The following is a 19,158-nucleotide window of genomic DNA, read 5'->3' as shown; positions in this document are numbered from 1 at the left end:
TGTCCCAGGACATTACACGGTGGAGGTAAGGGGATTCGAACCCCTGACCTTCTGCATGCCATGCAGACGCGCTACCAACTGCGCCATACCCCCGTGCCCAAACTGATTCGTTCGGGAACGCTTATCTAATTTACTCCATATCTCTGCAAGGTTCCAAATCCGTAGCTGTACGAATAGGTCACCCTTAAGGAGTAGGCTTCCACCTTGTGTTCTTCAGAGCGCGTCTCAAACGCAAACTTCACGCGGCCGTAGCACCGGTCGCTGAGGCCCTAGACAAGCTGCGTTCCGGCTACCGCAGCCCCTACTCACATACCACCGGCAGAAGTTCGGTGATCGGCCAGCGGCTTCGTCGTCTCCAGCCGCAGACTCCGGCTCAGATCATCGCTATCGGATTCCTGACCACCATCGTGGTGGGAACGCTGTTGCTGATGACTCCGGCGGCTCGCGTGGGCGATGGCGCCGCGAGCTTCCTCGACGCCTTGTTCACCGCCACGTCCGCTACCTGTGTAACCGGCCTGATCACGGTGGACACCCCCACGTACTGGACGCCGTTCGGGCACGCGGTCATCATCGCGCTGATTCAGATCGGCGGCTTCGGCGTCATGTCCTTCGGCGCGCTGATCGGCCTCGTCATCACCCGCAAACTAGGCCTTCGATCCCGCCTGATCACCGCGCAGGAAACGAAAGCGCAAGGTCTGGGTGAGACCAAGCGCGTCATCGTGAATGTCCTGTTGATTAGCGCCGTGACGGAAGCCGCGATCGCCGTCGTACTGGCTCTTCGTTTTGCCCTCGGGTACGGGTACGCGCCTGATCAGGCAATCTGGTTCGGCGTTTTCCACTCGATTTCAGCGTTCAACAACGCCGGTTTCGCGCTCTACACGGACAGCATCATCGGCTTCGTAGGCGATCCCTGGATCGTCATCCCCTTGAGCATCGGCGTGATCCTCGGCGGCCTCGGCTTCCCCGTGATCATGGAGCTGCGCCGCCGCTACCGCAAGCCAAAATCCTTCAGCATCCACACCAAGCTCGTGCTGATCGGCACCGTGGTCCTCCTGGTGGGCGGCACCGTGTTCATCTCCGTCCTGGAATGGAACAACGCCAAGACTCTCGGCCCGCTCAGCGACGGCGAGAAAATCCTCGCGGGCTTCTTCCAATCCACCGTCACCCGTACCGCGGGCTTCAACTCGATCGACGTAGGCCAAATGCACCCGGTCTCCTGGCTGGGCATGGACATCCTCATGTTCATCGGAGCCGGCCCCGCCGGTACCGCCGGTGGTCTGAAGATCACCACGTTCGCAATCCTGTTCTTCATCATGCTCACCGAGATCCGCGGCGGCACCGCCGTGAACATCTTCGGCAAACGCATCTCCCGCTCCCTGCACCGCGAAGCGCTCACCATCGTGTTGCTCTCGCTGGGCTTGGTGGTGGGCTCCACCATGGCCATCATGTTGATGTCAGACCTCGGTCAGGATCGCATCCTCTTTGAGGTGGTCTCCGCGTTCGCCACCGTGGGAATGAGCACCGGTATCACCGCAGCGCTACCGCCCGCGGCGCAGTACATTTTGATTGTGCTGATGTTCGCTGGTCGTGTGGGTCCTGTGACTATTGCTTCCGCGCTGGCACTGAAGACGCGCCATCCGCTCTACGAATACCCGAAGGAAAGGCCGCTCATTGGCTAACTCACGCAAATTCTTTGGTTCATCGGAAACCCATGCCTTGCGCACGGTGGCCGTCATTGGCTTGGGCCGTTTCGGCGGCGCCCTCGCGGTGGAGCTGGAATCCCTTGGCGTCGAGGTCTTGGGCATCGACGCCCGCGAAGACACCGTGCAGAGCTTCAACGGCATCCTCACCCACGTGGTGCGCGCCGATTCCACGCGCGAGGAAGTGCTGCGCCAGCTCGGCGTCCACGAGCTCGACGTCGCCATTGTGGGCATCGGCTCGGACATCGAGGCGAGCATCCTGACCGCGTCCCGCTTGCTCAAGTTCAACAAGCCGGCCATCTGGGCGAAGGCTATTAGCGAGCCGCACGCAGAGATCCTGGGGCAGCTCGGCGTCAGCCATGTGGTGCGTCCGGAGAATGACATGGGCCGACGTGTAGCTCACCTGATTTCCGGCGGCATCATTGACTACATCGATTTGGGTCAGGACTTCGTGCTGGTCCGCACGCGCGCACCGGAATTCGCGTTGCACCGCCCGCTGAGCGTGCTCGAGCTGCGGAAGACGCACGGCATCACCATCACTGCGATCCGTCCGGCTGATGGCAAGTGGGAGTCCGCTACCCCGCAGACCATCATCGAAGCTGAGGATGAGATCCTGGTCCAGGGCCCGCGCCGCAACGTGGAGGGCTTCCGACCCAGCGCCTAGCGTGTGATCTAGATTGCTCCCAGCGTTTTAGAATGAAGTCATTGTTGGGGGGACTAGAAGAACGAGGGCGCGTGTGAGTGAGAATTCACGAACTGATAACCAGTACGACGACGCAGCACCGGTACCAGAGACCGTTGCAGTAGCGCACGGGTCAGATTCCGACGGTTCAGACTCGAAAGATCTGACCGTTCGGGACGTGATTTTCCGGGATCCGGACGACGGGCCAGTGGTGCCGATTGACGCACCGAAGCCGATTCCGGGCATCCCACGCTACTTGAGCATCGTCATTGGTGCCGCCGCACTGTTGATCATCTTGATCGCCGTGCAGGGCGCGAAAGACATCATTGCTCCAGTCTTCTTGGGCCTGAACCTGCTCATTGTGGTGTACCCGCTGCAGCGCTGGCTCGCCACCAAGATTCAACGACACGTGGCCGCCGCGATTGCCCTGGTGGTGGTGTTGCTGGTGCTGGGCCTCTTCGTGGCGCTGGCCGTGTGGTCCGTGACCGAGCTGATCCGCGAGCTTCCGCAGTACAACACGCAGTTCATGCGGCTCGTAAATGACATTTACGCGTGGCTTGAGAGCCTCGGCATCTCCAACTCCATGGTTCAGTCCAGCCTGCAAGGCATCACCGCGGGCAACCTTATGAGCCTCGTGACGCCGATCCTGAGCAACGTCACCGGCATCCTTTCGATGCTCGCGACACTGGTCATGGGCGTCTTCTTCTTCTCGATGGATTCGGCGAGTATCATCCGCCGCCTCACCCGCGTTGCCGAGGATCGCCCACACATCGCCGGCGCGCTCATTGACTTCGCCCACGGCGTCCGACGCTACTGGGTGGTCACCACCATCTTCGGCCTCATCGTGGCCGTGCTCGATGTGATGGTGCTGGGCATCATTGGCGTGCACTTGGTGTGGGTGTGGGGCGTGCTCGCGTTCATCACCAACTACATTCCGAACATCGGCTTCGTCATTGGCCTAGTGCCGCCAGCGCTCTTGGCACTCTTGGACGGCGGCTGGGTTCCGGCGCTCGCTGTGATCATCTCCTACAGCGTCCTAAACTTCACCGTGCAATCCATCATTCAGCCCAAGTTCACGGGCGAATCCGTGGGCGTGACGCCAACCGTGTCCTTCTTGTCTTTGATGTTCTGGGTGATCATCTTGGGCTGGCTGGGCGCGTTGATCGCGTTGCCGGCAACCCTCTTGCTCAAGGCCCTCCTGGTGGATGCCGATCCGAGCGCCCGCTGGATCAATGCCCTCATCTCCTCCAAGCCGCAGGATTCGCGCCCGCGTTCTAACGCGGATTTGTTGATGCTCGCTCAGATGGGCGGCACCGGCGTGAAAGCGGATGAGATCAAGAACGACGACGCCGCAGCTCGCCCCAATTCCTAGTCTTCGGACACAAGAATCTTCGGCCCGACCAAGAGAATAAGTGATAGCCAGCCAGGTCCATACCAAAGGCTAATCGAATAGCCTTTGGTATGGTGATCTCATGGCAAAGGATAATCGTGAGTCACCCGCTTGCCCGAGGTGATTACCAAGCCGCCGTCCCACCTTTCATTTCCGACCTTCAGGTGAGCCTTCCTTCGGAGACAATCGCGCTGGCTGACGACGCTAGCCAAGAACTGGCGCGGTTCGACGCTGAGGTCGGCACCATTGCGGCGCCCTTTGCGTCCATCTTGTTGCGGAGTGAATCGGCTTCCAGTTCGGAAGTGGAAAACCTAACTTCCAGCGCAAAACAACTTGCCCTTGCTGAAATCGGACAATCTAAGTCTGGAAATGCACAGCTGGTTGTTGCAAACGTTCGCGCAATGAAGGCCGCTATCGCGAAGTCAGATCAATTGAACGAGGCGTCCATCATCGCGATGCACGATGCCTTACTTCACGAATCTGCTCCGGATTTCACAGGCCACTGGCGCGACCAACAGGTTTGGATCGGCGGCGGAAGCATCTCTCCTCACGATGCGAAGTTCGTCCCACCTCATCAGTCTCGTGTGCCTGAACTCATGAGTGATCTTGTTTCCTTCGCCGAACGCACGGATATTCCTGTGCTGATACAAGCAGCAATTGCTCACGCCCAATTTGAAACCATTCACCCGTTTCCCGACGGCAACGGTCGTACTGGTCGCGCCCTGCTCCAGGGGATGCTCCGACACGGACGGCTCACGCAAAACGTCACCGTCCCGGTATCAGCCGGGCTCCTGCACAACATCGACGACTACTTCTCAGCGCTTACGGAATATCGCAAAGGTAACCCGGACGCGATCGTTAGTTCCTTAGCCGACGCGTCCTTTGCCGCTGTTCAGAATGGTCGTCAGCTGGTGAACGATATCCAATATGCTGCGGCCCGTTGGGACGAAGAAGTTCAAGCGAGGCGTCATTCATCGGTGCACTTGCTCAAAAAGTACCTACTCCGCCAACCCGTCATCGATGCCCAGACCGTCGCCCACCAATTGAACGTCAGTGTGGTCACAGCGGGACATGCCATTGATCGGCTTGTAGATGCCGGGGTGCTGAGCCAAATCAGCGCCGGAAGACGAAATCGCTTGTGGCAAGCACCGGAAATTTTAGCGGCCCTAGACGCTTTTGGGGACCGGGCGCGGCGTCGTCGTAATTAGCGCCGCAATTACGAGTTGGCTGAAGCCGCATCGATCTTGCGTTGGCGCATGCCGGTGATCAGCGCCAGGATCAGGCCAAGGACTGCGAGCGCGGCACCCAAGAACATCGGGGCGCGTAGGCCGAATCCGGCGTCCAAAACGGCTGCACCAAGGAGTGCACCGAGGGCGTTGGCGGTGTTGAGGCTCGAGTGGTTCAAGCTCGCTGCGAGGGCCTGAGCCTTCGGGGCCGAGTCCATGAGCAGTGCTTGAAGCGATGGGACCAAGGCAGAGCCTGCAATGCCCAGTAGCGGCACCCACACGAAGACGAGCCACGGGATGTGCGCTGTGAAGCCGAAGGCCAATTGCAGCACGATCATCACGATGCAGCACCACACGATGGTCTTGATAACGGAGACGTCAGAGAGCTTGCCGCCCACGCCGTTACCGATCACCATGCCCACGCCATAGAGCGCCAGGATCACGGGGACCGTCTGTAGCGGGATGCCGGCGACGTCCGTGGCGATCGGGGAAATGTAGGAATACATCGCGAAGAACCCACCAAATCCCACGACGCCGGTGGCGATCGCCATCCAGACCTGGCCGTTCTTGAGGGCCGTGAGTTCGGTCCGAACCGATGCATCCTTGGGCGCGGCGACGGGTGGAACGAAGATCGTGATGAGCACCAAGGTGAGTGCGCCGACGATCGCCACGGAGGCGAACATCCAGCGCCAGCCGATGGTCTGACCCAACCAAGTGATCAGCGGGACGCCCACCACGTTTGCGACGGACAGGCCCATCATGACCCAGGCGATCGCACTACCGCGCTTCGTGGGAGCTACGTAGGACGCAGCCAACAAGGCGGCCAGACCGAAGTAAGCACCGTGCGGAAGACCGGCCAAGAAACGGCTCACCACCACCAGTTCGTAGGTGGGAGCAAAGAAGGACAAGGCGTTGAAGACGGTGAACGCCAACATGAGCCACATGACGGCATTCTTGCGAGGTGCTTTCGCGAGCATCGCCGTGAGGATAGGAGCACCCACCACCACACCGAGCGCGTACGCACTGATCAGAACGCCCATCGCCGGAAGCGAGACACCCAGATCCAAAGCGCCTTCTTGAACGAGTCCCATAATGGTGAACTCGGTGGCGCCAATTCCGAAGCCACCCATCGCGAGCGCGAAGACCGCCCAGAACAATTTCTTGCCATACAGTTTGGGCGCAGAAACCGTGGTGTTCGGGGATGTAGCTGTGGGCTGGTCATCGGGTGCGGGATTTTGGGTCACGCGCCATCCTAGAATTTTTCGGCGCTCTTGAACATACAAGGGCCGGGAGAGGTGACTAATCTCTCCCGGCCCTTGCCTTACTATTCAGTTGATATTTCCGGTGCGCCGAGCACCGGAAGGTGAGGTGCCAGCCAGCGGGGGATCCACCACAAGCGGTCTGGCTGGCACCTAGCTTTTAGCGGCCAAAGAGCTTCGCGAAGAAGCCGCCTCCGGTGGAGGTTTCCTTCGGATCGTTGTCATGTCCTGGGCAACGATCGTTCTTCGGGATGTGGCGCATGACGTCATCCACGTGCTGGCCGCAGCCAGCCCAAGTGGTCTTTCCGCACTTCTTGCAAGATACTGCTCTGCACATATTGGTTTCTCCCTACGATGATTTTTGTTGTGGTGATGAGGAAATTCGATGATGACTACGCGTGCTGCGAAGTCCGTTGCTGGTTTCGCTGTTGAGCGGCGAACCATCCGGCATAGCTGCCTTCAAGTTCCACCACGCTGTAGCCGGCCCGGCGCAATCCACTTGCCACCACGGAGTTACGCACTCCGGACTGGCAGAAGGTGATGATGCTCTTTGCTGGCAATTCGTCGAGGCGCCACATGGCCGACCCGCCCGAGAGCTGCTGAGCTCCTGGGATGGTGCCTTCAGCGAACTCGTTCTTGGAGCGCACATCGATCAACGGCAACTCAGCGAGCTCGCCGTCTCCGGACTCGCGGGCTTCAATGAACTCTTCTGGAGTGATCATTTCCGGGATGTACTGCTCGAGCCCGTCAATGCTCGCAGTCCATGCATTAGCGCCGTCGATGCCTACGCGAAGCAGTGCATCGCGGAAGGTCTCGGCCGCCGCTTGCGACGGAGCCAGGACAATGAGGTCACGATCCTCTTCTTCAGGATCAATCACCCACGCGGCGTAGTTGCTCGCAGAGTTTCCTGCTGGCACGTTGAGCGAACCAACAACGGTTCCCTCATGCACTTCGGCCTGCGAACGCGTGTCGATGAAAATCGCCTGATCAGCAGCCAGTTCATCAGTGACTTGGGAATCCGTGAGCTCGCGCATTTCGGCAAGCTCACCGAGGATCGCTGGACCCTGCTTGTTCTGGCGCTTCATGCGAGCAAAATACGCGTGCGCATCCGGCTGCCCCGCAAGCAGAGCGTCGGTGAAGGCTGCGGCGTCGTCGTCCTTCATGAACGGTGCCCACCACGCAAACAAGCGTTCGTAACCAACCGTGCTGGACGGGATAGCGCCAAGCGCCTTGCCGCACGGGCTGCCGGCGCCGTGGCCCGGGTGAACCTGGACGTGATCCGGTAGCGCCAAGAAGACGTTCTTGAGGCTCTGGAAGAGGGCCTGTGCGCCACCGAAGCGGGTGTCCACTCCCCCGGCGGCCTCGTCAAGGAGGTCGGGGCGTCCCACATCGCCAGCGAAGACGAAGTCACCCGAGAGCAAGTAGCCTGGCTGATCCGTGACAGCGCCGTCCGTGATCAAGTAGGACAAGTGCTCGGGCGTGTGGCCCGGGGTGTGCAGTGCCTGCACGGTGATGTTGCCCAGCGCGAAGGTGTCTTGGTGCATTAAGCGCGTGGCGTCGAAGCCGTACTGCCAGTCCGCTCCGCCTTCGCCGGAGACCAGGAGCTCAGCTCCGGTAGCTGCCGCGAGTTCGCGAGATCCGGACAAGAAGTCCGCGTGAATGTGAGTTTCCGTCACGTGAGTGATGGTCAGGCCGTGCTTGGCGGCGAGGTCCAGATAGATCTGGATGTCGCGTCGTGGGTCAACGACCAATGCTTTGCCTTGGCGCTGACAGCCCACAAGGTAGCTGGCCTGAGCTAGGCCTTCTTCGTAGATTCGTTCAAGAAGCATTCCTTGTCCCCGTTCTCTGTCGTTGAAATACCTGAGGGGGTATCCGTTGATTTCATAGTAAATACCCCCATGGGTATACGTCAAGTTACCCCGGGGGGTATAGTTGAATCTTAAATCAGCGCACTACCGCGCGACGCAACAGAGTGCGCAACAAAGGAGAGTCATGGAACTCAATACCGAAGACATGAAGCCGATCATCAACCGGCTCAAGCGCGCACAAGGTCAAATGGGCGCAGTGATTCGCATGCTCGAAGAGGGCCGCGAATGCCAAGACGTCATTACGCAGCTATCCGCCGTATCGAAGGCCGTGGATCGCGCCGGCTTTGCGATTATTGCCAGCGGACTTCAGCAATGCTTGACGGATGAGAATTCGGATGTAGACCCTAAGGATCTCGAAAAGATGTTCATGAGCCTGGCCTAGGCTTCGCGCCCGGCCAGGCGTCATGCCTGAACTTAGACTTTGGCTTCAGCCTGCCCTTGAGCAGCAGCTACCAGCTCGCCCACGGCGGCCGTAATGTCCCGAGCGTGCGCGCCGACAACAGCTGCGGCGTCGTTCAGTAAATTATCTTTGCCGTAGTCAACCTCGCTACTGAGCGGAATCTGAATTCCCGTCTCCAGCACGTTCGCGCGAATACGGCCCAGCACCTGGCGCAACTGCTCGGCAGCCTTCGAGCCGCCCTTAGCACCGTAGCTCACCAACAGAATTGGCTTCTTGCGCCACTCTGAATAGAGATAGTCGATGGCATTTTTGAGGCTTGCGGGGTAGCCCCAGTTATATTCGGCGGTGACAATGACGACGGCGTCGCTCGCCTTAATGAGGCCGCTCCAATTTTTCGTGTGCTCGTGCACGTAGTTGCCGAGCGCCGGCATCTCAGGCTCGTCCAAGAACGGCAGATTCAGCTCCTTGAGGTCCGTCACTTCCACGTTGACCTGCGGGTTTTCGCCGATGATCCTGACGACCTCGTCCGCGATCTGCGGACCAACGCGCACAGGGCGCGTGCTCGCAATGATGACACGGATGGTGGCGGCCTGAGTTTCCGTCATGGCTTCCTCCTAGATGTGACGCCAATAACAACTCGTCCCAGCCTAGTGAATGATGCGAGGCCATTTCACTACAGCTCCGCCCCGAAGTGAGGCCATTTCACTACAGCCACCCCCATGTGAGAACACTTTTCGACGAGGAATCTCGGGCGGAGTCAATGGGTGATTGCAACGTTAGGTTGCTTGGTTGAGGAGTTCTTTGAAGCGTTTGTTGGGGGTTTCGAGGTTCAAGGTGGGTCGTGGCCGGTTGTTGAGGCTGTCTTGAACTCGTTTTAGGTCGGCCGCGGTGTGTACGGAAAGGTCGGAGCTTTTCGCGAACCAGTGCCGCAGGAGCCTGTTGGTGTTCTCGTTGGTGCCGCGTTGCCAGGGCGAGTGCGGGTCGCAGAAATACACTTGAAGATCGAGTGCTGTCTGGATTTCACGGTATCTAGCCATCTCGGTCCCACGATCGTAGGTCAGGGTCCGACGCATATCGGCTGGTAGCTTTTTCATCGCATTTTTGATGGCTTCGGCGACGTGGACGGAGTCATGGCCATCGGGTAAATGCAAGAGGATGGTGTACCGGGTGGTGCGTTCAACCAAGGTACCTATCGCCGCTTTCGAGGTTGCCCCTGACATGATCAGATCTGCTTCCCAGTGCCCTGGGACAGCCCGGTCTTGCACAGATGGTGGGCGTTCAGAGATCTTCAGTGCGTCCTTGTACGGTGATTGGTTACGACCTAACCCCCGACCGTCAACGATGCGTTTAGCCCGTCCCGTGGACAAGCACCGGTACAGGTCTTTACGCAGTTCGCCACGACCTTGAACATAGATCGCTTGGTAAATGGTTTCGTGACTGATCTGCATAGTCTTATCGTGCGCGAAGTCGCGGGCAAGAACCAGCGAGATCAGTTTCGGTGACCACCCTTGATCCATCGCGTCTTCCACGAACCGCACCAGTGCCGGGTTATCCAGTCGGCGCTTCTTCGGCCGGCGTGATCGCATGAAAGTGAAAACATCAGCAACACCAGCAATGTATTCGCCACTAGAGCTATTGCGGCGGATTTCTCGCCAGATCACGCTGCGATCCCGTCCGAGCTCGCGAGCGATCTGGGAACTTGAATACCCATCACGCACACGTAAAGCGATCTGAACACGCTCATCATGAGTAATCCGTCCAGTCCCGCCAACACCTTCACGCACATGAATGCCAGGAATGCTATCTCCACGTCCCGTTGTGAATTTCATACCGAGATTCTTGTCCATGCGTTTACGAGCAGCAGAGCGAGCCACGCCCGCCGTGACCGACGCCCGAGAAATCGACTCTCCCTGAACCGTCCCAGGTTTGATGCCGTATCTTTTCGAGTTGAGAGGATGGCTTCATGCCGAAGAAGATTGATGCCCAGGTCCGCGAACGAGCGGTCAGGCTGGTGCTTGAGCACCGAGCGGAATACCCATCGAACGCGAAGGCGATCGCAGCCGTTGCCCGTCAAGAAGGTGTAGGGGCTGAGTCGCTGCGCCGGTGGGTCATCCAAGCCGAGATCGATGTCGGTGCCCGGGAAGGTCAGACCAGCGAAGAGCACGCTGAGATCAAGCGGCTCAAAGCCGAGAACCGTCAGCTCCGTGAGGACGTAGCGATCCTGCGCGCGGCAACGACTTTCTTCGCGGGGGAACTCGACCCCCGCAACCGCTGATGATGGGCTTCATCGACCAAATGCGTTCGGAGGGCTTCGCCGTCGAGTCGATCGTACGCGTCCTGCGTGAGCAGGGCGTGAAGATCGCGGCACGCACCTACCGTGCGTGGAAACGCCCCCGGATCTCGGCTCGTACGGTGACCGACGCGATGGTCGTGGACGCGGTCCGTGACGCCGCCTGGAAGACCGTCGTCGACCAGACAGGCACGCAACGGCGTCGGATGACTCCGGAGGGGTTGTACGGGCGGAAGAAGATGACCGCGCTAATCCGCCGTACCGCCTTGCCAGAGGTCTCCCGCGGTGCAGTCGACCGCGCCATGCGGGCGTTGGGACTCTCGGGCGTCACGAGATCGAAAGCGATCCGTACGACGATCCGTGCGAAGGACGGGATCCGTGCCGGGGACCTGTTGAACCGGGACTTCACTGCCCCGCGGCCTGATCACACGTGGGTCACTGATTTCACCTACGTCCGCACCTGGACGGGCTGGGTATATGTTGCGTTCATCCTCGATGTGTTTTCGCAACGCATCGTGGCCTGGCATGTCCAGACCACCAAGCATGTCGACCTGGTCATGATCCCGTTGCGCATGGCGTTGTGGGAACGTGACCGGCAAGGCCACCGAGTCGGCCCTGGGCAGCTGCGGCATCACTCAGATGCGGGATCTCAATATACGTCTGTGATGCTCACCGAGCATCTCGCGTTGGAGGGTATCGCCGCATCGATTGGGTCGGTGGGTGATGCGTATGACAATGCGCTGATGGAGACGGTTAACGGGCTCTACAAGGCCGAGTGTGTGCGGACGACGATCTTCCACGACGGCCCTTACAAGACGATCGCGGACGTCGAGTTCGCGACCGCTGGATGGGTCGACTGGTATAACAACCGAAGGCTTCACGGTAGCCTTGGAATGGTCAGCCCCGACGAGTTCGAGGCGACCTATTACGCGGCCCTCACCCCAGAGCCGCTCCCCGCATAACAGCGGCATTAAACCTGGGACAGTTCACCCCGAGCGATCGCCTCAAAAAACCTACTCCACACAGGAAAGTAAATATCCTGCGTCCTTTTCGCCTTCACCATCACAACCTCCAGCCCAACAACGTTGCAATGACCATATGACTTTGGGTCGAAAAAGTTGTAGAAAATTGGCCGCACAGTGGGGTGGAAGACGGTGGACGGAGGGGCGGTTTCACCGGCTTCAAGCAACCTCAAAAGGCGTCGCAAACGCTCAGGTTTAGCCCTGCTCGTGGATGGCGGCCTGACCACCATGGAATACGCCACGCTGATCTTCGCGCTGCCCGTGACGATCGTTGCGTACCTCGTGATGGCCTCGTTCTCCAAGGTGCTTCGAATGGAACGTGCCGAGCGGGAGGGCCGGGCCCAGCGTCGTCGTACTGTATCTGCCGTGGGCGGCAACGTGCCCGAGCGATCCTGGCGCCGCCAGCAATCCCAGCGTCACGAAAGAAGCTGCGGAACGCTCTGAATAGCCGTGTAGATCGAGATAACAATCAGCAGGCTCGCGAAGCTGAGCTGAAGAACCTTCTTCGGAATGTGGTGCGCGAGCTTGCCGCCGACCACGGAGCCGCTCATCGCGAGCAGCGTGAAGACACTCACGACAACCCAGTCCAGGTGCATAGCCGCTTCGCCGTGCAGGATGAACGCCGTGACGCTGTTGAGGAAGATGACCAGCAGCGAGGTACCCACGGCCACCGGCATTGCGAGGCCGAAGACCAACATGAGCGCCGGAACAATCGCGAAGCCGCCGCCCACTCCGAAGAATCCGGTCAAGAAACCCACAATGGTGGCGGTGATGACAAGGTAAATAACCCCTCGGAAATTGATGACCAGCTTGCCGTCCACGCGCGCGAACAAACGGTTGAGGGTAGGCGGTTTGGTGGATGGCTTGAGGGCTTTGCGGATCATGGTTCCCGCAACCACCACTAGCAAGATGGAGAACAGCGAGAGCAAGAGCGCGCTATCAATGCCTTTTGCCATCAAGGTCCCGAGGAACGCACCGCCAATGCCGAAGACGCCAAACAGGATTCCTTCTTGGAACCACACGTGCTTGTAGCGGGCATGGGTAGAGACTCCAGAGAGCGCGCCTAAGCCCACAATCACGAGGGAGGCCACGGCGGCGTCGTGCACTGGAAGGCCCAAACCAAACGTCAACAGCGGGATGGCAAGAATTGCGCCACCACCGCCCAAGGCTCCCATCAAGAGACCAACGAATAGCCCGCCAACAATGGCAATGAACACGGCTTCTCCCTCTTTAGAGGGGGTACGTTAACGGCGTGAACGATACCCCCGGGAGTATTTTACCAGCTAGGCAGAGTGGGCAGTGGCTGCTCAGATTCCACGTGCTCAGCATCGCCGCGGGACAGCCACAATCGAGGTCGAGGAAATGGTGCAGTTTCCGAATTTCACCTCGTCAAAGGTGAGTTCTCCCGCCAAACGCTCAGCCTGCTGAGAGAAGTTGGCGATGGATTCTCCGAGTCGCGTCACGAGGTTCACGGTGGGCAGCGCCGCCAACCGCGCTTGTACTCGCAGTACGCGCCAAACATGCCCGAGTGGCTCTTGCGCGGCACCGTGAAGCCTGAGCTCGTGCTTGACCCGAAGCCACGCACCGATGGTGGGGCAGGCGAAGAGGCTGTCTACAACTACGTACTCGCCAAGGAAGGCCAGTCCAGCACTTGAGCTTCCCGGAAATCGTCGGTGCGTTCATCACGTCCGGTATCCTGATTTTGCTGCTCGGGTTGTCCGGCCTGGTGCGACGTGCCATGAAAGCCATGCTGATCGTTCGGAGGCCTCGAAATGCTCCGGGCGCTCCTGCAACCCCTCGTCACCGCGTTCTCCACCCGCTTCACGCTCGGCGCGCTCACCACGTTCGTCGTGACGATTTCCGGACTCAGCATCTGGAACATTCACCCGGCGTTCTGGGGTTTCGCCATCGGTTACGCGATTTCGCGTCTGCTGGAGCCTGCCGATTACGCGCCATCCGACTAACCAATCGGGAAAACGAGGCAGCTTCCCGTGGCTGTCGCCACGACCTTGCCCGCACCGTCCGTCACGTGACCCTCTGCGAACGCGACTCGACTGCCGGGCTTCGTCACCACGCCGGTCACAGTCAGCTCGCCGCTTTCCGCGGTCACGCCGCGCAAGTAATTGACCTTGATTTCGATCGACGTGTAGCCGCTGCCTTGCGGAAGCGTGGTCTGCACAGCGCATCCCAGCGCCGAGTCCAGCAGCGTACACACCAGCCCTCCATGAACAATGCCGAGCGGGTTGTAGTGCGACTCGTCCGGCGTGCACACAAACGAAACAGTTCCCGCGCTGACCTCGGACAACGTGAAATCCATGAGGCTTGCGATCGGCGGCGCAGGCAGGACTCTGGACATCATCTGTTGCATATATTCTAGGCCGGTCAGTTTCGGCATCGTCGCCGGACCCGGCCGCGGATCCGCCCACTCAATCACCTTTTTGCGCTCAGACATGCGGATTCCTTTCGCTTTCTTTTCTTTAGCGTACGACGCCGCAGCTTCAGTTACCCGCTACCGGTGCGAACTCTGTGGACACTGAGGGGACGCAGCGTAATTGTGCGTGCTGGAATAGATTCAGACGCATATAAGTTGAGGGAAGTATGAAGAACATAGGTTTTCTGTCATTCGGTCACTGGACCGACCATCCGCAGTCCGGGACACGCAGTGCGTCCGATGCGTTGTTGCAGGCAATTGACCTAGCCGTCGCTGCAGAAGAGCTGGGCGCTGATGGAGCATATTTCCGCGTCCACCACTTCGCTCAGCAATACGCGTCTCCGTTTCCACTCTTGGCGGCCATTGGCGCGCGCACCAAAAAGATTGAAATCGGTACGGGCGTCATCGATATGCGCTATGAAAACCCGCTGTACATGGCAGAAGACGCCGGCGCCGCGGACCTGATTTCGGGTGGCAGACTGCAGCTCGGCATTAGCCGTGGTTCACCAGAACAGGTGATCGACGGCTGGCGCCACTTCGGCTTCTCCCCTGCTGAGGGCGAATCCGATGCTGACATGGGACGTCGCCACACCGAGCGCTTGCTCGAGGTACTGACAGGCGAAGGCTTTGCACAGCCGAACCCTCGTCCGATGTTCCCGAATCCTCCGGGGCTGCTCCGCGTTGAGCCGCACTCCGAAGGACTTCGCGACCGCATTTGGTGGGGCTCCGGCTCCAACGACACCGCGGTCTGGGCAGCCAAGCTCGGCATGAATTTGCAAAGCTCCACCCTGAAGAACGACGAGAACGGCAAGCCGTTCCATGTTCAGCAGGCGGAGCAGATCGAGATCTACCGTCAGGCATGGAAGGAAGCCGGCCACGAGCGCACACCTCGCGTCTCTGTCAGCCGAAGCATCTTCGCCCTGACCGACGACCGCGACTGGCAGTACTTCGGCCGCGATCGCTACAGCTCGGACCAGGTGGGCCAGATCGACGCGAAGACTCGCGCCGTCTTTGGCCGTTCCTACGCGGGTGAGCCGGACGAACTCATCGAGACGCTCAAGCAGGACGAGGCCATCGCGGCCGCAGACACGCTGTTGCTCACGGTGCCGAATCAGCTCGGTGTTGAATACAACGCTCACGTCATTGAGTCGATCCTCAAGCACGTGGCTCCGGGTCTCGGCTGGCGCTAAGCCTTCGGGCGCAAGCGGCGGTTACCTTCGGGTGGCCGCCGCTTTGCTTTGCCATCAACTCGTGGCATCGAGAGCCAGGATTTCGTCCCGCAAGCGATAGTCGTCGGCGGACAGGCCGTGCAAAACTTCCAGCAACGAAACTTGGGACTGGCGCATAATCCTGCGGTTGCCAGTGCTTGCGATGAAAAGCTTCGAATAGTCAACAGTTTCACCGTCACCTAGGCTCAGACTGTCGCTCTCGTTTTCGACATAGTTCCATGCTGTTGGACCGAATCGAATCTCAAAATTTTGAGCGGACGTGGCGCCATCGTCAGCGGTGACAACCAGCTCAACGATCCATTGATAAATACCCACGTAGTTGGCTCGAATCTCGCGAACAGAGCCCGCTCGAAGCTTGCCGTCCAGCTGGTTGTGCAGGGTTGAGCGCGCATAGATCTTGAGTCGATCCTTAACCCTCTTGAGAACCTCTCGGCCGCCTTCAAAGCGCTCCCTTGCACGTTCGGCAACGTCGCTTGCAAACTTCTCAGCGGCCACATCACTTGTGCGCTCTCTGTAGCGTCTGGCTTCGCCCGAAACACAAATTGCGTCGATGAAAGCCAAAAACTCCGAATCACTCACTTCATCCCCCTTAGCGGCAAATTTCCTGTGCATCTGGATGAGGAACGAGTACTGCTCGGTGTGTAACTGTGCGTAGTTCCTCTCCTTGTTCAGCTCATCCATAAGGCGATCAAGGAATCTCTCATACGTAATCACCGTCGCACGTTCCCAACCGTCGGATTGGAGGTAGGTGTACTCGGATGCGCAGAGCAGAACGACGACGCCGAACTTACCGTCTCGCTGACCGTATTTGAGGTAGGAGTTGTAGCTATGCCCGTGGCCGTCGGAGGTTTCGTAGTTTTCCACTACGACTACGGTCGAGTCATTCTCTAAAACGAGGTCGGCGATATCTAGGCGATGTCCTGACTCGGCAGTATTGACTTCCTGACGGACGGAGTAAGGCTCGTCTGGCAGATCAGCCGAAGGTCCCAGCCGCTCGCGGATCAGGTTGAGAAAGACTCTCTGGCCTAGCGTTTCGAAGCGGCGCGAGCCTCCGATATCCAGAATCCATCGAAAGATGTTCGACAGCTGTTTCTCATGCGTCCCATGGTGCATCACGTTGAAGACATTGAACGATTCATGACTCGACCGGCCCAGCACGGGCAAGAGCTCGGTTATGAGGTCGTAGTCATCCATGCCCTCATTCTGCTACACCACTGCCTACGAAAAGTGAGCTGCGTCGTCGTAATTCAATTTCGAAATGGCACACTAGTGCCATGTCCAAGACCATCGCCGAAAAGCTTCAGATCAAGCCCGGAAATTCAGTGCACGTGGTGGGCGCCAGCGCCGAAGAACTCGCCCTATTGGAACCGTTGCCGGAGGGTGCGAGCTTTGTTGACGGAATCGAGGAAAGCGTTGCCGACTCAGCCCTCATTTTCGCGCGCGACAAGGCGCAACTGGATGAACTTTTCCTGCCTGTGCGCGACCATCTAGCTGGGACTCGCGCGGGCTGGGTGCTATATCCGAAGGGCAATAGGTCAGACATCAACCGGGACAGCATCTGGCGGTACATGGAAGAGTTCGACTGGACGCTGAACTCCAACGTGTCCATTGACGATTACTGGTCTGCGGTGCGGTTCAAGATGAAGTGACCTCCATGGGCCAAAAATCTGCAGAAGCACTCGGCTGTACCGATTCACCTGAGTATTGGCTGGGGTTCGAACATGAGGAGCACAAATACTTGAAGATCATTCTTGGAACAGGCTCACGCTAAAAGACCTGTTGACAACGAAATCCGAAAGCGTCGTGCTAAACCGGCCCGTACTGAGAACGTTTGAAGGTTGGAAGCCTTCTTCCAGCCGAGGTAGTCGATTGCCATTTAGACGCCCCATATCCGCTACAGTACATCTAGGTCCCCAGAGGGACTAGGCCTCGATCCGTTTTGGAGAAGATTACGATTGATCATCGTCTGATCCAATGGGGTTGCATTCGCGAGTTTGCAGCCCGCGTGACGCACACTTTGCCTGGATTTGAAGCCGTTGTTGGGGGCTGAGCAATTTGCTCAGCCCCCAACGCCCATACCGATAATCGGGAGTCCTCAAATGTGGTGGGAATTAGATAAGCGAATTCTTGATAGGTCTACTCGATTAGTCGTCGAGTTCGAGACCTACGCAAAATCTATCCACGATGAAAATGAACGCCGAAAGCGCAGAAGTTCAGGCCGACCGGATCTGCTCCCAGTTATACGCCCAGAGATCTGGAAACTCGATTCAGGGTTTAATCCATTTATTGTCCGGTCCAGACATAAGCGCATATCACACGCTCTGACACAGAGCCTTAGAAATCGATCCTACAGGCCTATGCGCCCCGCGGGCTTTAGCGTCCCAAAACCCTCCGGTGGCGAACGAATTATCAGCGCATTCCAAATTGCTGACGAGGTAGTCTCTAATCGAGTTTTTCGTTCTCTAACCCGCAAGAATTTACCAAAGCTCAGCGCACGAGCATATGCCTACCGGCCAGATCTGGGACCACACGACGCAATCTCATATATTTCGACCGAATTTCTAAGGGAACAGCGTCTTTTTGTCGCCGAATACGATTTCAGCAAATTTTTCGATAAAGTTGATCACAATTATATATTATCCTCACTTGATTCAATCGGAATAAATAGAACACCTCTTGAACAATATTTAATCGAGCGCTTCCTACAATCACCCGAGCCATATCTTTCTACTCGCGACAAGAATGAGGATGTCTCACCCAGAACTTATGGGATTCCACAGGGCACCTCACTCAGCCTATTTCTCGCTAATCTCGCCGCCTCCGAATTGGATCGCGGGCTTGAGAGACTCGGAGTTAGCTTCGTTCGATACGCCGACGACACACTTATTTGGAGCACCGATTACGGACGGATTGGGGAGGCCGCCTCGCTTTTGCAGGAGGCATCTAGCCGGATTGGCTCGCCAGTAAATTCAGAGAAGAGCCCTGGAATCCGGCTTCTCATCAAGGAGGAGACCAAGAATGTAGAGATGGCCTCAACAAAATACGTCGACTATTTGGGCCACCGACTTAGTCTTCGAAATGTCAGCTTGAAAGATAGCTCCATTACACGTTTGAAAAATCGAATCAACAAGTTGATTTATACCAACCTCCTGCTAGAGCCTTTACAACGCACCCAAGATTTCAATCGCCTAACCAATGTTGACAGGGACTATGTGACATTAATATGGCAACTTCGCCGATACTTATACGGACCTCTAAGCGAAAGCGACATTCGCCGTTTTCAAACGGGTGCAATACCACCTATGTCATTTGAAGGAGTAATGTCCTTCTTTCCCCTAATAACGGACGAGAATGCACTGCGAGAAATCGATGAATGGATGGCGACACGAGTGTGGCTTGCAATGCGAAAACGAACTGAGCTTCTGAAGACACCCGAAACAAAACTTCCGCAGCCACACAATATGGAAAAAAGCAAGCTTATTGGCTTTCAAACCACGTCAACACGTACTGGAGATATTATCGATTTGCGAATGCCAAGCGTTCGCAAAATTGCAAAGGTGATGAAAATGGCCATTTCCACTCATGGCCTTCACGTTGTGTCTGGCCAAGCACCGCTCTACCTTTATTCACAAGAATAGATCTGTTTCGACAGAGATTGAGG

The 19,158-nt window shown here is 57.9% G+C and carries 21 protein-coding genes and 1 tRNA gene; 12 read left to right on the top strand and 10 right to left on the bottom strand.

All coding sequences use genetic code 11. The features are described 5' to 3' along the window. Positions 1–20: 20 nt before the first annotated feature. Positions 21–93 (bottom strand) — tRNA-Ala (locus HD598_RS08910). A gap of 113 nt (positions 94–206) precedes the next feature. Between HD598_RS08910 and HD598_RS08905 the strand changes: the two genes are divergently transcribed. The 4 genes from HD598_RS08905 to HD598_RS08890 all read left to right on the top strand — a co-directional run bounded on the left by HD598_RS08905 (position 207) and on the right by HD598_RS08890 (position 4,980). Beyond that, complete coding sequence (locus HD598_RS08905) at positions 207–1,679, top strand: TrkH family potassium uptake protein (protein WP_311539004.1); 1,473 nt, start codon at positions 207–209, stop codon at positions 1,677–1,679. Next, on the top strand, positions 1,672–2,364 hold the full coding sequence (locus tag HD598_RS08900) for a potassium channel family protein (protein WP_183665291.1): 693 nt from the start codon (positions 1,672–1,674) through the stop codon (positions 2,362–2,364). The genes HD598_RS08905 and HD598_RS08900 overlap by 8 nt, the downstream gene beginning before the upstream one ends. Positions 2,365–2,437: 73 nt before the next feature. After that, positions 2,438–3,754 (top strand): AI-2E family transporter, encoded by a 1,317-nt coding sequence (locus tag HD598_RS08895; protein WP_183665289.1) that lies wholly within the window; start codon positions 2,438–2,440, stop codon positions 3,752–3,754. Between the two features lie 116 nt (positions 3,755–3,870). After that, complete coding sequence (locus HD598_RS08890) at positions 3,871–4,980, top strand: Fic family protein (RefSeq protein ID WP_311539003.1); 1,110 nt, start codon at positions 3,871–3,873, stop codon at positions 4,978–4,980. Positions 4,981–4,988: 8 nt separating this feature from the next. Here HD598_RS08890 and HD598_RS08885 read toward each other — a convergent pair whose 3' ends face one another. From HD598_RS08885 to HD598_RS08875, 3 genes are all read right to left on the bottom strand, one after another. Further along, positions 4,989–6,242: an MFS transporter gene (locus HD598_RS08885; RefSeq protein WP_311539002.1), complete on the bottom strand. Its 1,254-nt coding sequence runs from the start codon at positions 6,240–6,242 to the stop codon at positions 4,989–4,991. 175 nt (positions 6,243–6,417) lie between these two features. Further along, positions 6,418–6,594 (bottom strand): hypothetical protein, encoded by a 177-nt coding sequence (locus tag HD598_RS08880; protein ID WP_183665285.1) that lies wholly within the window; start codon positions 6,592–6,594, stop codon positions 6,418–6,420. 55 nt (positions 6,595–6,649) lie between these two features. Continuing rightward, positions 6,650–8,086: an MBL fold metallo-hydrolase gene (locus tag HD598_RS08875; protein ID WP_183665284.1), complete on the bottom strand. Its 1,437-nt coding sequence runs from the start codon at positions 8,084–8,086 to the stop codon at positions 6,650–6,652. Between the two features lie 163 nt (positions 8,087–8,249). Between HD598_RS08875 and HD598_RS08870 the strand changes: the two genes are divergently transcribed. Then, positions 8,250–8,507, top strand: coding sequence for a metal-sensitive transcriptional regulator (locus tag HD598_RS08870; protein ID WP_071894686.1), 258 nt, complete (start codon positions 8,250–8,252; stop codon positions 8,505–8,507). Positions 8,508–8,539: 32 nt separating this feature from the next. On the opposite strand, the gene HD598_RS08865 is transcribed toward HD598_RS08870, so the two are convergent. Continuing rightward, positions 8,540–9,130: an NADPH-dependent FMN reductase gene (locus tag HD598_RS08865; RefSeq protein ID WP_183665282.1), complete on the bottom strand. Its 591-nt coding sequence runs from the start codon at positions 9,128–9,130 to the stop codon at positions 8,540–8,542. Positions 9,131–9,301: 171 nt separating this feature from the next. Next, positions 9,302–10,456, bottom strand: a complete 1,155-nt coding sequence (locus tag HD598_RS08860) for an IS30 family transposase (RefSeq protein WP_183666784.1) — start codon at positions 10,454–10,456, stop codon at positions 9,302–9,304. Positions 10,457–10,488: 32 nt separating this feature from the next. On the opposite strand from HD598_RS08860, the gene HD598_RS08855 reads away from it, so the two are divergent. Both HD598_RS08855 and HD598_RS13540 read left to right on the top strand, forming a co-directional pair. After that, a protein-coding gene (locus HD598_RS08855; RefSeq protein WP_183665280.1) for an IS3 family transposase occupies positions 10,489–11,777 on the top strand; the annotation gives its coding sequence in 2 pieces (ribosomal slippage) (positions 10,489–10,762 and positions 10,762–11,777; 1,290 coding nt in all). 177 nt (positions 11,778–11,954) lie between these two features. After that, positions 11,955–12,281 carry a BCCT family transporter gene (locus tag HD598_RS13540; RefSeq protein ID WP_260170524.1) on the top strand — a complete coding sequence of 109 codons (327 nt, stop codon included), beginning with the start codon at positions 11,955–11,957 and terminating at the stop codon, positions 12,279–12,281. Here the strand turns inward: HD598_RS13540 and HD598_RS08845 are convergent. Together HD598_RS08845 and HD598_RS08840 are read right to left on the bottom strand one after the other, a co-directional pair. Beyond that, positions 12,254–13,054 (bottom strand): sulfite exporter TauE/SafE family protein, encoded by an 801-nt coding sequence (locus tag HD598_RS08845; RefSeq protein WP_221244629.1) that lies wholly within the window; start codon positions 13,052–13,054, stop codon positions 12,254–12,256. The genes HD598_RS13540 and HD598_RS08845 overlap by 28 nt on opposite strands. A 105-nt stretch (positions 13,055–13,159) precedes the next feature. Further along, positions 13,160–13,300, bottom strand: coding sequence for a hypothetical protein (locus HD598_RS08840; protein ID WP_183665278.1), 141 nt, complete (start codon positions 13,298–13,300; stop codon positions 13,160–13,162). Positions 13,301–13,357: 57 nt separating this feature from the next. Between HD598_RS08840 and HD598_RS08835 the strand changes: the two genes are divergently transcribed. Both HD598_RS08835 and HD598_RS08830 read left to right on the top strand, forming a co-directional pair. Further along, the gene (locus tag HD598_RS08835) at positions 13,358–13,492 is read left to right on the top strand and encodes a hypothetical protein (RefSeq protein ID WP_260170523.1); all 135 of its coding nucleotides are present in this window, start codon (positions 13,358–13,360) and stop codon (positions 13,490–13,492) included. Positions 13,493–13,609: 117 nt separating this feature from the next. Next, a complete protein-coding gene (locus HD598_RS08830; protein ID WP_183665276.1) occupies positions 13,610–13,801 on the top strand; it encodes a benzoate/H(+) symporter BenE family transporter in 192 nt (63 codons plus the stop codon). Here the strand turns inward: HD598_RS08830 and HD598_RS08825 are convergent. Then, positions 13,798–14,289, bottom strand: coding sequence for a PaaI family thioesterase (locus tag HD598_RS08825; RefSeq protein WP_183665274.1), 492 nt, complete (start codon positions 14,287–14,289; stop codon positions 13,798–13,800). The two genes, HD598_RS08830 and HD598_RS08825, sit on opposite strands and share 4 nt — an antisense overlap. A 146-nt stretch (positions 14,290–14,435) precedes the next feature. On the opposite strand from HD598_RS08825, the gene HD598_RS08820 reads away from it, so the two are divergent. Continuing rightward, positions 14,436–15,458, top strand: a complete 1,023-nt coding sequence (locus tag HD598_RS08820; RefSeq protein ID WP_183665271.1) for an LLM class flavin-dependent oxidoreductase — start codon at positions 14,436–14,438, stop codon at positions 15,456–15,458. 54 nt (positions 15,459–15,512) lie between these two features. On the opposite strand, the gene HD598_RS08815 is transcribed toward HD598_RS08820, so the two are convergent. Beyond that, on the bottom strand, positions 15,513–16,691 hold the full coding sequence (locus HD598_RS08815) for a PD-(D/E)XK nuclease family protein (RefSeq protein ID WP_183665269.1): 1,179 nt from the start codon (positions 16,689–16,691) through the stop codon (positions 15,513–15,515). A gap of 80 nt (positions 16,692–16,771) precedes the next feature. Here HD598_RS08815 and HD598_RS08810 point away from each other — a divergent pair, with 80 nt between their 5' ends. Together HD598_RS08810 and HD598_RS08805 are read left to right on the top strand one after the other, a co-directional pair. Beyond that, positions 16,772–17,146 carry a DUF3052 domain-containing protein gene (locus HD598_RS08810; protein ID WP_183665268.1) on the top strand — a complete coding sequence of 125 codons (375 nt, stop codon included), beginning with the start codon at positions 16,772–16,774 and terminating at the stop codon, positions 17,144–17,146. 708 nt (positions 17,147–17,854) lie between these two features. Beyond that, positions 17,855–19,135 carry a reverse transcriptase domain-containing protein gene (locus tag HD598_RS08805; RefSeq protein ID WP_221244628.1) on the top strand — a complete coding sequence of 427 codons (1,281 nt, stop codon included), beginning with the start codon at positions 17,855–17,857 and terminating at the stop codon, positions 19,133–19,135. The last annotated feature ends 23 nt before the right edge of the window (positions 19,136–19,158 follow it).

This window comes from Neomicrococcus aestuarii (assembly GCF_014201135.1).
GTDB lineage: Bacteria > Actinomycetota > Actinomycetes > Actinomycetales > Micrococcaceae > Neomicrococcus > Neomicrococcus aestuarii.
The sequence above is the reverse complement of the archived record's forward strand: the minus strand, read 5'-3'. Positions and strand labels throughout refer to the sequence as shown.

What these genes read in the sequence shown, in the direction of transcription:
- HD598_RS08880 (WP_183665285.1), bottom strand. Translation starts at nt 6,594, where the DNA reads ATGTGCAGAGCAGTATCTTGCAAGAAGTGCGGAAAGACCACTTGGGCT.
- HD598_RS08875 (WP_183665284.1), bottom strand. Translation starts at nt 8,086, where the DNA reads ATGCTTCTTGAACGAATCTACGAAGAAGGCCTAGCTCAGGCCAGCTAC.
- HD598_RS08870 (WP_071894686.1), top strand. Translation starts at nt 8,250, where the DNA reads ATGGAACTCAATACCGAAGACATGAAGCCGATCATCAACCGGCTCAAG.
- HD598_RS08865 (WP_183665282.1), bottom strand. Translation starts at nt 9,130, where the DNA reads ATGACGGAAACTCAGGCCGCCACCATCCGTGTCATCATTGCGAGCACG.
- HD598_RS08835 (WP_260170523.1), top strand. Translation starts at nt 13,358, where the DNA reads ATGCCCGAGTGGCTCTTGCGCGGCACCGTGAAGCCTGAGCTCGTGCTT.
- HD598_RS08830 (WP_183665276.1), top strand. Translation starts at nt 13,610, where the DNA reads ATGCTCCGGGCGCTCCTGCAACCCCTCGTCACCGCGTTCTCCACCCGC.
- HD598_RS08825 (WP_183665274.1), bottom strand. Translation starts at nt 14,289, where the DNA reads ATGTCTGAGCGCAAAAAGGTGATTGAGTGGGCGGATCCGCGGCCGGGT.
- HD598_RS08820 (WP_183665271.1), top strand. Translation starts at nt 14,436, where the DNA reads ATGAAGAACATAGGTTTTCTGTCATTCGGTCACTGGACCGACCATCCG.
- HD598_RS08815 (WP_183665269.1), bottom strand. Translation starts at nt 16,691, where the DNA reads ATGGATGACTACGACCTCATAACCGAGCTCTTGCCCGTGCTGGGCCGG.
- HD598_RS08810 (WP_183665268.1), top strand. Translation starts at nt 16,772, where the DNA reads ATGTCCAAGACCATCGCCGAAAAGCTTCAGATCAAGCCCGGAAATTCA.
- HD598_RS08805 (WP_221244628.1), top strand. Translation starts at nt 17,855, where the DNA reads ATGCGCCCCGCGGGCTTTAGCGTCCCAAAACCCTCCGGTGGCGAACGA.